The sequence below is a fragment of the Planctomicrobium limosum genome, from assembly GCF_051465645.1.
In the GTDB taxonomy this organism is placed as follows: domain Bacteria; phylum Planctomycetota; class Planctomycetia; order Planctomycetales; family Planctomycetaceae; genus Planctomicrobium.
On record NZ_CP195790.1, the window covers coordinates 3,393,601 to 3,410,213 of the forward strand.

9 protein-coding genes are annotated in these 16,613 nt (G+C 53.4%); 5 read left to right on the top strand and 4 right to left on the bottom strand.

Translation table 11 applies throughout. The annotated features are described in order from the left end of the window. Positions 1-9: 9 nt before the first annotated feature. Entirely contained in the window at positions 10-2,916 is a 2,907-nt protein-coding gene (locus SH527x_RS12745; RefSeq protein ID WP_437191060.1) for a c-type cytochrome domain-containing protein, read from the bottom strand. Positions 2,917-2,981: 65 nt separating this feature from the next. Here SH527x_RS12745 and SH527x_RS12750 point away from each other — a divergent pair, with 65 nt between their 5' ends. Next, on the top strand, positions 2,982-3,143 hold the full coding sequence (locus SH527x_RS12750; protein WP_437191061.1) for a hypothetical protein: 162 nt from the start codon (positions 2,982-2,984) through the stop codon (positions 3,141-3,143). 113 nt (positions 3,144-3,256) lie between these two features. Here SH527x_RS12750 and SH527x_RS12755 read toward each other — a convergent pair whose 3' ends face one another. Together SH527x_RS12755 and SH527x_RS12760 are read right to left on the bottom strand one after the other, a co-directional pair. Then, on the bottom strand, positions 3,257-4,048 hold the full coding sequence (locus SH527x_RS12755) for a phosphoadenylyl-sulfate reductase (RefSeq protein WP_437191062.1): 792 nt from the start codon (positions 4,046-4,048) through the stop codon (positions 3,257-3,259). A 350-nt stretch (positions 4,049-4,398) separates the two neighbouring features. Further along, complete coding sequence (locus tag SH527x_RS12760) at positions 4,399-5,499, bottom strand: Gfo/Idh/MocA family protein (protein ID WP_437191063.1); 1,101 nt, start codon at positions 5,497-5,499, stop codon at positions 4,399-4,401. A gap of 168 nt (positions 5,500-5,667) precedes the next feature. Here SH527x_RS12760 and SH527x_RS12765 point away from each other — a divergent pair, with 168 nt between their 5' ends. From SH527x_RS12765 to SH527x_RS12780, 4 genes are all read left to right on the top strand, one after another. Beyond that, the gene (locus SH527x_RS12765; protein WP_437191064.1) at positions 5,668-6,456 is read left to right on the top strand and encodes an SDR family oxidoreductase; all 789 of its coding nucleotides are present in this window, start codon (positions 5,668-5,670) and stop codon (positions 6,454-6,456) included. A gap of 283 nt (positions 6,457-6,739) precedes the next feature. Next, positions 6,740-11,800 carry a PVC-type heme-binding CxxCH protein gene (locus SH527x_RS12770; protein ID WP_437191065.1) on the top strand — a complete coding sequence of 1,687 codons (5,061 nt, stop codon included), beginning with the start codon at positions 6,740-6,742 and terminating at the stop codon, positions 11,798-11,800. 92 nt (positions 11,801-11,892) lie between these two features. Continuing rightward, positions 11,893-13,920, top strand: a complete 2,028-nt coding sequence (locus SH527x_RS12775) for an alpha/beta hydrolase family protein (RefSeq protein WP_437191066.1) — start codon at positions 11,893-11,895, stop codon at positions 13,918-13,920. 152 nt (positions 13,921-14,072) lie between these two features. After that, positions 14,073-14,492 carry a GNAT family N-acetyltransferase gene (locus tag SH527x_RS12780; protein WP_437191067.1) on the top strand — a complete coding sequence of 140 codons (420 nt, stop codon included), beginning with the start codon at positions 14,073-14,075 and terminating at the stop codon, positions 14,490-14,492. A gap of 46 nt (positions 14,493-14,538) precedes the next feature. Here the strand turns inward: SH527x_RS12780 and SH527x_RS12785 are convergent, their stop codons facing one another. Beyond that, a complete protein-coding gene (locus SH527x_RS12785) occupies positions 14,539-15,885 on the bottom strand; it encodes an O-antigen ligase family protein (protein WP_437191068.1) in 1,347 nt (448 codons plus the stop codon). Positions 15,886-16,613 lie beyond the last annotated feature (728 nt).

The following is a 16,613-nucleotide window of genomic DNA, read 5'->3' on the forward strand; positions in this document are numbered from 1 at the left end:
CAATTCAGATCACTGCCCCGCCTGATTCCCGGCAATCTCTTTCTCAGGCTTTGCCCGGACATGCAACATCACCGGCTGAGTTGCTCGACCTCCCTGCACACTTGTTTGCAGATGAAACAGCCGAGACTGTTCCGGAACTCCCTTATGGGCCGTAATGAAGAACTCTCGAACCGAGACGTCCGCTGGCAACAGCAATCCGTTCAATCCAATGTTGTCGACATACACCCCATGCGGGAGATTTCGACCGCTGTCCGCGTTCCCGAGTGCGATCACTTCTCCGAAACCGTTCCTATCGGCCACAAGCTCCAGAATGATTGTCTCACCGGGATGAATGACAAACTCCAGCGGCCCTCCCGACTTTTGAGGTAACGGCTGAACTCCGCGTGAAGAGGGACGAATTGTCAGCTTCAATGCAGGTTCATTTTTCAGAGTGACTTCGCTCCAAGCCGGAATCGAGTGCGTCACATCTTTCCCATGAATGGAGGCGGTCGCCGTCAGCTGGATCTTCTTCAAATCTTCCGCAGTTGGAGCCTGCGTTCCTTCCGCCAGAGATAAAACACCAAGGGCCGTGAGTTGGCCGGGCTCGATCACCAACGGGGAACTGAACGTGAATCCCTGCGGAAGATTCGCGGCATTGATCGTAATTGGCCCTTCGAACTGATCCTGTCGCGAGGCAACCACCTGGACGTCAATCTGATTGCCGGGACTCACCTGAATCTTCTTCGTCGACAACTCTGCAGTGAAGTCCGGAGCAGGGGGACGGATTGAAAGTGTGTACTTGTAATTCGCTCCTTTTTCGCCTCTCACATCGGTCACGCGAACCAGATACTCTCCACTTTCAGGTGCGGTAAAGAACAACTTCGAATCTTTGCCATGCTCTCGAAATGCCGCATCATCGTTTTCGTAATTGACGGTGAACGCAGGCAGTCCATTCGGGATCAATTTCGTTCCCGGTGGATGTGGCTCGACGATGTAACAAGGTTCCCCCAGTGGATGCGCCAACCCGGAAGTGTCGTAGTAATTCCAGCGTTCTCCGCGACCGGGATAGACGTCGAAACCTGAGTCTGGCCCACGCGGCGCTCGCCAGAGTTTGACAACTTCCCCATTGCAGTAGAGCAGTTGATTCAGGGCCATGTCTTCCCAGTTGAAGATTCGAAAATCATCCGACTGGGCACTGGTTTTTCCACGAAATGTGAAGTACGAATCGCGAGTCGCCTGCAGCAGAACACGAGGAACTTGCTCCCCTTTCGCAGTCAGAATCTCAACATGAGAATCGAGTGCGGATTTGGAGCGAGCGGCGTCCACATCGAACACCCAGGTCTCCCCCGCTTTGGCCGTGAATCGAATCAAATCGACATCCGGGACTGCGGTTTCTGAGTGAATCACGCCTTTGATCTTTGCTGGCAAACTCACAACCAACGCCTGATCAGGGAGGTCATTCGGCTCGGTCTCCTGAGTTTCCATCACGGAAGCAGTTCCGACGGGCAGCTTCATTTCAACTGCTGAGTGCGCCATCTGAACCGCCGTAGGTGCTGAATTCCCAGGGAGGGAAATCAGATCCAGTGTTCCATCAAGAAACCCGACGGCCATTCGAGGTTGCACCGGATCGGCAGCCAACGCGCTCACTTCACTGCGATGGCCGGTCAACAGTTCCAGTTCACTGAAGGATTGAACGTCCCAAATCTTGATCGTGCGGTCTTCCGCTGCTGTCAGGATTCTGGAGCCATCACCTGAGTAACAGAATGCAAGAACCGGTGACTCGTGGGCGAATCGGGCGATCGTCATCGGGTTGATGCCTGACTGATCCTGATGCAGATTTTCCCAGACTCGCAACTGGCGATCCGCTCCTGCGGCAACAATGCGTTCGCCCCCCGGACTGAAGGTGATTGCATACACTTCCTTCAGCGGTTGCCCCAGCGTATCCAGTCGCTCCCCATCGCTGACTCGCCATATTTTGCAGGTATCGTCAGCACTGGCACTCGCTAGGACCGTGCCCTTTGGATGAAACGCAATATCATAAACCGCACCGTTATGACCGGTGAGTCGACGAAGAATCTCTCCTGTCTCTGTTTTCCACAGGATGATTTCCCGGTCATAACTGCAAGTCGCAATCAGGCTCCCATCTGGAGAGATCTCTGCATCAAGAATGAGATCCCGATGTCCCTGAAAATTTCGAATCGAAGTCCCATCCGCGAGGTTCCAAAGCGTCGCGAGTCCGCCTGATCCAGTGACTCCGGAAGCGGTCAGCAATGATTTGGAATCCTTTGAAAATCGGACCGCCGCGACCTTCCCAGGTAGCCCGGCTAGTGTCCGGCCGACTGTCCATTCCGAAGGTGCCCCGGGACCAACTTTCAGCAAGCGAACCTGACCATATGTTCCGACCGCCAACGTCTGACCGTCGGAAGAAAAGGCCAATGCCGTCACAGGCGAGATCGGGTTCTGAACCGGAATCTTCGGCACCATGAGTGTCAGGCGATCCGGTGCTTTGTTTGCCGGTCCGATTGCTCCCAATTCAATCCACTCACGGAGCAGTTCACGCTCACTCGCCGTCGGGGCCGGTTCGCCTTCAGGGGGCATTTGCTGCTCTGAACCTTCTGTCAGCACACGCCAGAGCAAACTTCCAGCGGAATCGCCGGGTAAAACAGTCGGCTTCCCTTTGATCCCTTTCTGCAGTGATTGATACGACTCCAGCGAGAGGCCCCCTTCAGACTCCGAGTCGTTATGGCAGCCCCCGCAATATTTTCGAAACAACGGGGCGATCTGCTTTTCGTAATCGACCTGCCCACGTTTCGACTCGTCAGCATGCGCAGAACTGCAAAGCAATTCCCCGGACCCAGACAATGTGGCAGTCAGCCAGCAAATGATCAGGCAAAGCAGTACCGGACACAGTTGTGGGGGAAATCGACCATTCATCATTGATCTCGCCGGGTGAAGGAAAACCGGACCTCAGAGAGCAAGAATGATCATATAGAAATCAATCGATGAATGCGCCGGAACGCGATCCGCTTCCAAACGAAAAAGCGAAAACCAAAACTAAACTTGCCCCCAAAACCGGACCGCGTGGCGAAATCATTTCCACGCTTCCGCAACGCGGCGAGTTGCGTTTCATCAATCGAAACAGCCGCTGCGCGGGCACTCGGTAGAGCAAACTGCCGTCGGGAACTTCCAGAAATCATGTGGCGAATTTGGCACGCGGGATTCAGCGTTTCTCCTATTGAGAACGCTGCTGCGCGGCCACACGATAGACCGATACGGTCTAGATCATGAAGTCCGCTTTTTCACCCATGATGCGATCGATGAGATCCTGTGGCAGTTCCACACCGATCGTGGTTCCAGCATCGACATCGGTCGGGTTGATTCCGCAGTAAGTCGACCATGGCCCCAGGTGACGCCAGCGGCCAGCGCGCTTCGGTTCGCCCGGCAGCACTGGAGTTGTGCAGCGGTTGCATCCGATTGTGGAAAACCCCTGGGAATGCAACGGATTGATAATGACCTGATGACGTGCCATGTACGCTTCCATCTGCTCTTCGCTGAAATTGGCGAGCGGATTGATGCGAATGACATTCATTTCTTCGTCGATCGCCAGAATCGGGCAGTCACCACGACGTCCCCCATCGGCTCTGCGAAGGCTGCCCATCAGTGCGTCGTATTCGCCTTTGACGCGAAGAAGTGGGTCCACTTTTCGCATATGGCAGCATTGCTGCTGACCTTCAACGGAGAGATACAGGACACCGTGCTTGGCGGTCTGTTCGACCATTGTCAGTTCAGGCTGAAGCGTTCGAACGGAAAGTCCATACTCAGAAATCAGGCGATCGCGAGTTTCCAGCGTCTCCTGAAACATGACGCCGGTATCAACGAACAGAATGGGAATATCCAAGTCCAGCTGGCCAATCATGTGCCCCATGACACACCCTGACTGCTGCATCGCCGAAATCGCGGCGAGACGATTCCCGAAAGTCACGTGAGCCCAACGCAAGAGTTCATCTGGCGTGCGGTCTTCAAAGGTTTTGGCCACCCGATTCAGGTCGGCCTGTGTGATCCGTGGCATGAAATTCCTCAGGAGCGTCCGTTGAAAGCGCGTTCCCGTTCCTTCAAGTTCCTATTATTTCGATCTGATGACTTGCGAACACTGAACCCAACGTCGCTTCACTCTTCAAAACTCATCACCGTCAAAATATCGAAATACCCGATGTCAATGCGAGTGCGATTTCAGTGGGGCGAAGTTTTACGGACGAACGCCCTTTTGAACACAATTTTCAGAACAGAAAAGTGTAGCAATCGGCGGACAATCACCAAAAGTGTTTCCCTCTGCCGGGAATCTTCAACAGTCCTTTGCTCAAACTTCCCACAAATTGACATTTGGCCACAGCGCAAATCGGGAATTCGACACCGGCAAGGTTACACGTCAGACATCTGGCTCGCCTGCAATAGTGTCGTCTGCACCGCGAGTTCATGTGCATACGGAAAATCGGAGGCTTTCTCTCCCCGAATCACTCTCGCCATATCAGCGGCATCGTCGACGTAACGCTGATATTTCGGCATCGTGAGTGTCTGGGTTCCCTTTTTGTAGTCCCCACGCGACTGCGACAGCGAAAGCACCACGGACGGGTTATCGAGCGGTTGAATATGGAACGTTCCTTCGGTTCCACAGACAGTCAGATGCCGCCGCTGAAATCCTTCGACTTCCAGCCCACTCGAGCGGATCGTTGCGTTCGCGCGAGGCCATGTCATCACAGCCAGACAGTTATCAGCCAGGCTATCGTTGAGCGAACTGGAATGCTGAAGAGTCGGCGTCACCGTTTCCGGACTGCCAAGGATACTGACCACGAGATCAATCAGGTGGCATCCAAGTTCGAACATGGTCCCACCAGAGTACTCGGCCAGTTCTTTGCGAGTGCCAGTGTCCAGCACTTTGCTCATGACAGCCTGAACTTCAAAGACCTCTCCCAGCCATCCGTTCTTGAGAAATTGATGCAGGAGAACAACGGCAGGGTTGTAGCGATACATGTATCCCAGCTGAACCATCAGCTTCCGTTTTTCAGCCTGATCGAGGATCCGCTTGAATTGCGGCAGCGAAGCACCAGCAGGCTTGTCGATATGAACATGCTTTCCAGCTGTGACACACTTTTCGGCCATGTTCAACAAATCACGAATCTCAGTTTCAACCAGAACGGCCTGAAGCCCCGGGGTCGCCAGTAGTTCATCGACGCTCAACCACGGAAGTCCAGCATAGGCCGCATTCTTCTCCGCTTTCCGTCTCAATTCTGGATTCGGTTCACAGATCCCGACGACTTCATAATCCGACGAACGGCGATAGACAGACAATTTCGTCGCATGAGCATGCCCGACGCCGATCTGACCAACACGAATTCGGGGATGGGTTCCCTCTGGACGACGATCCTCGCCCTGGACAGTCGCGGTAGAACCGAGGGATCCCGTTGTGAGAATCCCTGTGGCGAGATACTGCAAAGCCTCTCGGCGCGTTGGCAGATGCGTCATTGTCACTTCCCTTCGTCAGCCAGTGAAAATCGAGGCATGGATGCGGCCGTAATCGAACGTGTGCTGGCAGCAGAGAAAAATCGTACCACAGCACACCTTTCGCTTTTGGTGACTTACGAATAACATGGGAGATTCAACGTGAAATTGCCATCGTGAAGGGTGAATCCAATGAGTCAGACCAGTCCAGCCGGGTATCTCGAACGCCTTTTTGGTCTTCAGGGAAAAACTGCCATCGTCATCGGCGGAACCGGAGTTCTCGGTGGTGCGATTTGCGATGCCCTCGCTCAAGCAGGGGCACACATCTACATCATTGGCAGCAACGAAGATGCTGGTCAGGCCGTCGTTGATCGCTGGCAAGGACAGGCGACCTTCTACAAAGCCGATGCAAGCAACCGTTCCGACCTTGAAGGTCTCGTAGAACATCTGAAAACGCATGGGCGTGCCTGCGACATTCTCGTCAACGGGGCTGGTGTGAACGCTCCAACACCGTTTCTGGAGATCACCGACGAAGAATGGGATCGCATCTTCCGTATCAATACCTCAGCCGTTCGCATCGCGAGTCAGGTGTTGGGCGGATACATGCTTGAGCACAAGACTCAGGGCTCGATCATCAATGTCGCTTCGCTCTCCGCGATCACGCCGCTCTCCCGCGTCTTCACTTACTCCGCAAGCAAAGCGGCTGTGTTGAACCTGACCCAGAACCTCGCCCGAGAATGGGCTCCTCACGGAATTCGAGTGAACGCCCTTTCCCCAGGGTTCTTCCCAGCTGAACAAAACCGCAAGGTGCTGACTCCAGATCGCGTGGAAAAGATCATGGGGCACACACCGATGGCTCGCTTCGGGACCCCAGATGAACTCGCCGGAGCAGTCATCCTGATGGCATCTAACGCCGCAAGTAGCTTCCTGACCGGCACGAACGTCGTTGTTGACGGCGGTTTCTCTGCCATGACGATCTAGTCTGCCATTCGAATCATTGTGAAATTCGCTCCCCTGATCATCCCGTCGCAAGCGGATGTGGTCAGGGGAGTTGTCATTCGCTGATTCGTGATCGACAGAATTCATTGCAAATCAGTTGTCCCCCATGAATTCCGGTCTCACGTTGGATGACGCATGCATGCATCTTCGTTAATCTGAAAGCATCGTTCTCTGTTGATGCGGCGTGCCCCTGTCATTTCATTGACGCTACTGGTTCGCATACTCACTCTTCGTACAATCCGACCTGCTGACGAAGGAATCTTGAATGAAGGGCCCGTTCTTATTTCTACTTACTGTTCTGCTGCTGACACCCAGCCTGCACGCCGAGACACCAGTCTCTCCCTTCAGGCCGATTTTTGATGGCGAGTCACTGAACGGGTGGCAAGGCCGTGACGAATTCTGGCGAGTCGAAAACGGAGCGATCACCAGAAAAGGCGCTGCCGAAACTCCTCCGGAGCAGACAACTGATCTGGTCTGGAAGAACGGAACTGTCGACGACTTTGAACTGCGATTTCAGGTTCGCATCACCGGTCGCACCCCCGCCGCGGCAGGTGTCCTCTTCAGGAGTGAGCCGACAGCCAATGGAGATGTCGCAGGCACGCTCGTCACATTCGCTCGTGCCAATCAGCCTGGAACAATCCAGGACATTGGAAGAACAGTCATTGCGAAGTTCGACCAGAAATCACCCATTCGAGATGAAGACTGGAACGCATACTCAATTCGTGCAACAGGAGGACAGTTCACAGTCAGTGTGAATGGAACCGTTGTTGCACAAGTGACCAACGACAACACAAAAGAATTGAAACGGAGCGGACAGCTTGCGTTGCGATTGCCAGTCAGCGGGTCAGCTCAGATCGAAGTGAAAGAGATCGCCTTACAACGGCTTCCTCTTCAGAACGGCTGGAAGAAAGTTGTCCTGATCGCTGGAAAGCCAAGCCATGCCTATTCCCATCATGAACACAACGCAGGGTGCCTGCTGCTGAGCAAGCAGTTACAGCAAGCTGCAAAAGATGGATTGCCGGTCGTCACCGCCGTCTACGCGAATGGCTGGCCGAACGATGTCACCGCTCTCGATAATGCCGACACTGTTGTTGCTTACTGCGATGGGGGAGCCAATCACTTTCTCAACCCGAATATCAAAGAGTTCAACGAACTCGTCGAGAAAAAAGGAATCGGACTCGTCTGCCTGCACTACGGAGTCGAAACGACCGCAGGGAAGAATGGCGATCACTTTCTGAAATGGATCGGGGGATTCTTTGAACCGCATTGGTCCGTGAATCCACATTGGGTCGCGAACTTCGAGGCGCTTCCGAAACACCCTGTCACTCAAGGGGTCAAGCCATTCGAGATCAATGACGAATGGTATTACCACATGCGGTTCGTCCCTGAGATGGCCGGTGTCACTCCGATTCTGACCGCACTTCCACCACGTGAAACACTGACCAGAAAAGATGGTCCCCACTCTGGTAATCCACACGTACGTGCAGCCGTACTTGAACGAAACGAGCCGCAGCATACTGCCTGGGTTTATGAACGCCCGAACGGAAAGGGCCGTGGCTTTGGATTCACCGGCGGTCACTATCACGCGAACTGGCAACATGACGATTTCCGCAAACTTGTCTTGAATGCCATCGTCTGGACCGCTCACGGCACCGTCCCAGAGCAGGGGGTTGCTTCACAGACACCGACGGTCGAAGAGATGGAAGCGAATCAAGACGGCAAGCGACCTGAGGGCTTCCAGTTCCAGTCACCAATCAAAAGGAAAGCCCCTGCGGCTGGTGGGGGAGCAACAACGAAACCGGCGTATCAGTCACCAGTCGTTTCAGCAGCCACACCCGGGATGGGTGTTGATATCACTGTCGACATCAAAGGGGCAAAGTCTCTGTACCTTGTCATCAGTGGCACATCGGATGGTTACAGCTGCGATTGGGCAGACTGGGAAGAACCTCGGCTCACAGGAGAGGCAGCTGGCACCGAACTGAAACTCACCGACCTCAAATGGGTCTCTGCAACGACCGACTTCGGGACAGTTCAGATCAACAAGAATGTTCAAGGACAGCCACTGCGTTCTAACGGACGCGAACTCCGTTGGGGAATTGGCAGCCATGCGAATTCAGTCATCGAATACGCACTGCCTGCAGATCACAAATATACGCAGTTCAAGGCTCGCGGCGTTCTTGACGAAGGGGGAGTCACTCAGGGATGTGGTTCCACGGTGCAATTCTCTGTCTTTACAGAGAAGCCATCACAGGCCTTCCTGACCTCTTTACGAATGGCAGGAGCAGCGGCCAACCATGAGGCCGCACTTGCGCTGGAACAGCTTGACGTTCACCCGGAATTGAAGGCCACACTCTTTGCCTTCGAACCGATGATGTCGAATCCGTCGGCAATTGATATCGACCATCTCGGGCGAGTCTGGGTCTGCGAAGGAAAGAACTATCGTGTCTTCCAAAACAAAGATCTCACCGGAGCAACACCACCGGGCGAGCGACTCCTGATCCTTTCGGACAAAGACAATAACGGGGTCGCTGATCACGCAGACATGTTCTATCAGGGACGCGACATCGACTCGGCACACGGAATCATGGTCCTGCCAACAGCCGATGGAAAAGGAACTCGTGCTCTCATCTCCGCTGGGGACAGCATCTTCTTTCTCATTGATGACGATGGCGACCTGAAAGCCGATCGCAAAGAGATTCTGTTCACCGGGATCGCAGGAGCATTCCACGACCACGGAATCCACGGTGTCCAGTTTGGTCCTGATGGACGGCTGTACTTCAACTTTGGAAACGAAGGGAAGTACATCAAAGACAAGAACGGAAACGCCATCGTTGATCAGGCTGGGAACGTTGTTGATCACTCACGAAAGCCGTACCAGGAAGGAATGGTTTTTCGCTGTAAACTTGATGGCAGCGAGTTCCAGACTCTTGGCTGGAATTTTCGCAACAACTGGGAAGTTTGCGTCGACTCCTTCGGGACAATCTGGCAATCAGACAACGACGACGATGGTAATCGAGCTGTCCGCATCAACTATGTAATGGAATACGGGAACTACGGTTACCGCGATGAAGCGACAGGTGCTGGCTGGAAAACTCCGAGAGCCAATTTGGAAGCCACAATTCCTGATCAACACTGGCACCAGAACGATCCTGGTGTCATCCCGAACGTTGTGATTACCGGTGCTGGAGCGCCGACTGGAATTTGCGTTTACGAGGGAAGTCTGCTCCCGCAGTCATTGCGGGGCGCCATCATTCACACCGACGCAGGAGCGAATACCTGTCGCGCGTATGTCCCGAAAGTCGATGGAGCCGGGTACACAGCCGAGGTTGTGAACCTGCTTGAAGGAACTCGCAACCGCTGGTTCCGGCCAAGCGACGTTTGTGTCGCTCCTGATGGAAGTCTGATGGTCGCAGACTGGTACGACGCTGGCGTGGGCGGTCACCGGATGCAGGACATCGAACATGGGCGAATCTTCCGCCTCGCTCCAGCCAACTCACAGAATTACATCACACCAAAAATCGACGTCTCGACTCCAGTCGGAGCCACGCAGGCGCTGCAATCTCCAAACATGGCCACACGATATCTGGCATGGACGGCGCTGCAAAAGTTTGACCTGGCTGAATCCGTGACCGCTCTGCAATCGTTGCTCAATGCCGAAGATCCCATTATGAAGGTGCGCGCGTTCTGGGCATTGGGGAACCTGAAGCTCGATCACTCGGCCCTTGTTTCTCTGGTGAACGAAGGCCTTACTCACTCGAATCCAGACATTCGCATCGCCGCATTACGTCTCCTGAGACAGCACCGATCCGTGATTTCGTATGCCGAGATTCAAGGCTCAATCAAAGCAGACGATCTGTCTCCAGCTGTTCGTCGTGAAATGCTGATTGCTCTGCGAGAGATCCCTTCGAGCTGGTATCCGGAAGACGCGAAGAAAGATTTCCTCGCGAAAGCCTGGACTCACCTCGCAAAGCAATATGACGGGAAAGATCGCTGGTATCTGGAAGCCCTCGGAATTGCAGCTGACAACCACTGGGATGAAATTCTTCCCATCTGGTTGAACGCAGTCGGCGAAGACTGGAAACTGCTGAAATCTGGCCGCGAGATCATCTGGCGATCACGAAGCAACGAAACAGCAAACCTGCTCGTTCAGCTGATCAACAGTCCTGTCACTCCTGACAACGAAATCCCGGCATTACTTCGGGCTCTTGATTTTCAGCAGACGGATGCACGTAATTCCGCACTCCTGCAACTGGCATTCTCCCCTGACCATGCGAATCCTCAGCGGTCCTTGAGTGTTCAATCCGACGCTCTGATTCAACTTGGAAATATCGACATCGCCAAAGACCCAAAGCAGGTTGCGGCAATCACTGCTGTCCTCAAAGCGACAGAAGGAACGGACCGCTTTATCAAACTGGTTGGCCAGTTCAATCTTTCGGATCGATATCCCGACATTCTGTTACTCGCTCGGGCACACCCGGAATCCCAACTGGCTGTCGATGCCATCAAGGTTCTACTCGACAAAGAACAATCCGCATTACTGCAGGCAGCTCTCACTGACGAAGACCGTGAGCGAGCCGAGCAGACAATGACCGCTCTTGCGACCTCTGGAGACAAGCGTGCGACTCCGCTGCTGCTGGCGATTCTTCACGACAATAAGCGCGCTCCATGGGCCAGACAGGCGGCAGTCAACGCATTGGGAAGCAACATTGCCGGGGGAAAGATCCTGCTTGAGATTGCTCAGAAACAACCTTTGCCAGATGCATTGAAATCGACGTTCGCCGCCAGACTGACAAACTCTCCGGATAACGGAATTCGAACCGCAGCACTGAAACTGTTCCCGGTTCCTCCCGGTCGCAATGAGCAACCGTTACCGCCGATTTCGGATCTGTCCAAGAGAACGGGCGACGCACAACGAGGACGTGTTGTTTTCAACACGACAGGGACTTGTAACAAGTGCCATCAGGTCAACGGAATTGGTGTCGAAGTCGGGCCAAACTTGTCCGAGATTGGCAAAAAGCTGGCAAAGCCGGCCTTGTATGAATCGATGCTCTTCCCATCTGCAGCAATCAGTCACGGGTATGAGAACTGGTTGATCGCCACTGAAAGCGGACAAATTTACACCGGTCTTCTTGTAAGTGAAACTGATCAAGAAGTGAAAATCAAAGACGACAAAGGCCTGATCCATACGATTCCTGCGGATCAGATCGAAGCTCGCAAGAAGCAGGATGTTTCGCTGATGCCTGCCGACCTGCAACGGCTGATGACGATCGACGAACTGGTCGATCTGGTTGAATATATGACCACTCTGAAAGAGCGTCGTCTCTAATTTGCTGCACTCTCCTCGCCCAGCTACCCCTGAATGAACCCTCTGAATCTGGCGCAGTACTGCAGATTGCGGCCAGCGAAAGGTATGAAGTCATGAGAAAAATCTTCTGCCGAGCCACACTTTGCTGGTTCGCGCTCGCCGGATCAATTACAGCCGCAGAACCAACTCCAGCTCCCGGCACAGACCTTCTCAATGAATACTTTCGACTGGAGACAGACAGATTAAGCTCGCGCTGTCTGGCAGATGTCAAAACCGCTGACGACTGGAACAAGCAGCGTGCGGAGCGTCATCAGGAACTCTGCGAAATGCTGGGGCTCTCTCCATTCCCAGAGAAAACACCGTTGAACACCGAGATCGTCGAGACTCGCACCATCGATGACATCGTTGTTGAAAATCTTCACTTTCAATCGAGGCCTGGCCTTTATGTGACAGCAAATCTTTACCGTCCTAAAGAAGTGAAGGAAAAGCTGCCTGCAATTCTTTACATGTGCGGTCACGCCGTCGTGAAAGAAGATGGCGTCAGCATGGGGAACAAAACGGCATATCAGCATCACGGGGTCTGGTATGCGAAGAATGGCTATGTCTGCCTGACAATCGACACAATTCAGCTTGGTGAAATTCCAGGATTGCACCACGGCACACACAATCTGGGGATGTGGTGGTGGTTGAATCGAGGCTACACGCCAGCCGGAGTCGAAGCGTGGAATGCCGTCCGTGCCATCGACTACCTGCAATCGCGTCCAGAGGTCGATCCAGAGCGAATCGGAGCAACAGGAAGATCCGGTGGCGGAGCATCCACATGGTTCATCGCCGCACTGGATGAGCGAATCAAAGCCGCGGCCCCGGTCGCAGGAATCACAAATCTACAGAACCACATCGTTGATGGCTGCGTTGCCGGACACTGTGACTGCATGTTTATGGTCAACCGATATGGCTGGGACTTTCCAATGCTGGCCGCGCTCATCGCTCCGCGCCCGCTGCTGATCATTAACACCGATCGCGACCCGATCTTCCCGCTTGATGGTGTCGTGGATATTCATGTCCGTTCGCGTCGCCTCTACAAGCTTCTGGGAGCCGACAATAACACTGGTCTGTTTCTCTGTCAGGGGGGGCATGTTGATTCACAACATCTACAGAATGCCTCATTTGAATGGTTCAATCGCTTCCTGAAAAAGCAACCAGTCAATGCTCCAATTGAGATCATCGCGACCAAGCTCTCGACACCAACTCAATTAAAAGTGTTCGAACAGCTTCCTCAGGACGAGAAAGTCACCGTCTCTCAGGAGTGGTTCCTCTCGGAGCGAACGCCGAACTTCGGGATCAAGACTGATGCAGGATCTTCATCTGGATACCGCTTCAATCGCGCTGGCCTTCAATCGCCAAACGATGTCACCGCAACACTGGTTCAAACTCAGGAGCGAGACGGCCTGCGGTTGCGGACTTATGAATTCGCGTCCGAGAAGCCTTACCAGCTGCAGTTTTTGGTTCTGGATACTGGAAAATCAGGTGATTTGAAGAAAGTGAACGTCAATGTCCTCGAACCGCTCGCCTGGGACAAACAGGCTGCGGACTTCACAAGCTACTTCACCTCAACAGAAAATCCGCTCGATACTGACGGACTCAAGAAATTGATCACCGCTGAGGGAACTCAGGTGTACGTTGCACCTCGTGGGGCAGGGAAGACACGCTGGACCGACGAGAAGAAAGCCGCAACTCACATTCGACGCCGCTTCTATCTGCTGGGGACAACCGACGATGAACGACGCACCGTCGATATTGCGAACGCGCTTGCAGGAATTCAGAATGAACTGGTGAAAGACGGAACTTCGGTGACAGTGACTGCATCCGGGCTGGCTGCCGGGTGGACTGCATTTTCCGGCGCACTCGTCCCTTCACAAGTCGCGTATTTTCTGTCTGACTTGCCGTTCGAGAAAAACGCTGGCCCGTTCTACCTCAACCTTGATCAGGAATCGTCATTGCCAGAAGTCGTTGTCCAACTGGCTCGATCTGGTAACCCAATCACAGTGCGAAGCACGTCAGACGAGAATCGGGCATTCTGGAGCGAGATCCTGAAGAAATCCAAAGAACTCGGCGTCCCCAACCTGACGAACGCTGAATGATTTCAACTTGATCGGCTGCTGACTGATTGACTCCGGTGAAGCGACGCTGATGATCTGAGTTCGATTCCAACGTAATGGCAGGTCTCCATATCATGGGACCTGCCATTTTTCATGCCGCAGTCTCTTCTTTTCGACCGTCACACGGATTCGTGATGAACATTGAATACCACGCCGATCGAACGATCACGCCAAGTGAATTTATCGACGTTCTGCGACGTTCAACCCTCGCCGAACGAAGACCGATCGAGAACGCGGATTGCATTGAACTGATGTTGCAGCATGCCTCGGTACTGTGCACGGCCTGGGACGGAGCCAAACTGGTCGGCGTTGCCAGATCCGTCACTGATTTTGCGTTCTGCTGCTATCTATCCGACCTGGCAGTTGATCAGGAGTATCAGAACCACGGAATTGGCCGCGCGCTCATTGAACTCACTCAAACACAACTGAAAGAGACGGCCAAGATCATTCTTTTGGCGGCCCCAAAAGCAGTCGACTATTACCCTAAACTTGGGTTTGAGCAGCATCCATCAGCATGGACAATCGACGCCAGCTCTGAGCTGACTTCAAATTGAAACGATGCATCACGCCGGCGTTAAATCAACGTAGACAATACTGACATCAAGACTGTTGTGACGAGAATCCGGCCAGAATTCCCCACGACCAGAGCGCCGCATATCCCATGTCATAGCTGAACCAGACAGTCATCATGTTCAGAGTGAGTGCAATCGTCATGGCTGCCAATGCACCGGCGATCACTCCGATTGACCGGTCCCTGGACAAGCGAAAGCCCGTCCAGATCGCCAGCCCCAGAAGCAGAGTGTAAAGGGCCATGCCGGTCCAGCCGAAACGAAGCCCGAACATCAGGAATGCATTATCCACGAATCGCAATCTCTTGCGGACCTCTTCGTCCTTTGGAAGATGAGGAACCTCTGGTGGCATCATTGATGTGGCAGCAGTTCCATACCCAATCACGCCAGCTTCTTTCAAAGATGGCCAGTAGACCTGCCATAGCACAACGCGGTGTGCAGCGCTGCTCCATTCAACAGTCTCTCCATCCAGACGCATGTTCGTCACGTGACGCTTTTCGCCCCCCATTCGTTCGAACAATGACAGGACCGTATTGAAATCGAGAACGATCCAACCGACAGCCACAGTCGCGACTACGATCAACAACCACTTCGAGAGAGTTGACCACATCATCCCTGTGACAGCATACAGCACCCCCATTCCCAGAGCAGGGGCTCGTGAAACAGAACCAAGGACACCCAAAAAGCCGATCACCGAAGTCCCCATTCCCAGCATTTTCTCCGACGGTGTCCGAGCCCATTTCGCAAGTGCAATTGGCCATGGGGCCAAGGTCATCAGCAACAATCCCCAGAAGATCGGATGCAGGGTCGTCCCGAATGCTCTCTTCAATCCGTAACGTTGTGCGTCGCGTGCTGTTCCATCATGGGGGCGATCACCAAAGGCGACTTCCCACAAGTTAATCCCAGCTACCGATTCAATGATGCTGCCCAGGCTCATCACAAGCAAAACACACGTGACGACGAGTGCTAACGATTCGACATTGCGAGGATCTCGCACGGCATATCGTCCTGCAACGTAAGGAAGAGCCCACTCCCCATACGCCAAGAGGCCATGTTGAACTGGATTTCCTGAGTGGTATGTATCAGAGACAGCATGCAAGACGACGAGAGCAGCAACCGCGAAATCCAACCAGACGATCGATGATCGGATTTCCCAGGGACAACGAATGGCAAATGCCAACAGAAAGACGGCAGCGATCGACGTTTGCGCCGAGAAAGGAATTCCAAATATTGGAATTTCCAGCCAGACAGGCACTGCGAACGACAACGCAACAGTGGTCCCTAATGCAAAACTCGCCCCACGAGTGACGTGAAGTATGGCGCCGATGACAGAGATCACACCAACGCAAAACATCCAACCCATGGAAGATTCAAACATAAGATCAGTCTCAGTTGTGCAAACTCACGAAACCGGCAGCGAGGTAATGAGTCAGCTCATCACGCAGGTTGGATCCAATTGATCTGACCTTGCTCCTGAATTCTTGCCCAAAGTATCCTGATTCAGGACGCAGATGTTCATCAGGAGCAATTAGAGTCATCTTCTCACTGCTGTCTCTGGTGATTCGAGCTCAGAACAACAGGAACGGTAAAGCAATTTGTTCTATTTGAAAATACGTCCTCTGTGAAAAGGCCGACCTGACGTCCTTTGGGGCCCGTTCTTGTCGAACTGCAACCTGTCCGTAAGTGGCGTCCAGCAATTCACCTGATTCGATTGGTCGGTGAAGCAATTGGCAAATCTTCACCTGACAAGGCATTTCGATTTATTCAAACAGGCCTGCGTTCGACGTCTTGGCTTCTGGATCATGGCCACGCGTCTTTGGGGATTCAATCGAGCGTCTCGGTTTTCGCGACTGCAGTCTTCAATGAGGACTTCAAAATCTACAAGCAGCGACGTCAACTCAAAACCGACCACAGGAAGTGCATCGAGCCTGCCCCCGGTCAATCGGGCAACTCCCAAAATCAACGCAAATAACGTTCGAATGACAGACAGCAAAAAAGCTGTCAACATAAGCGAAGATCGATTCATCTCCCTTCTTCAATTGATTTTTTGACACCAAGTCGCGGAAGTGTGATAATGTGGCCCATTTGCCATGAGCCTTCTGCTGA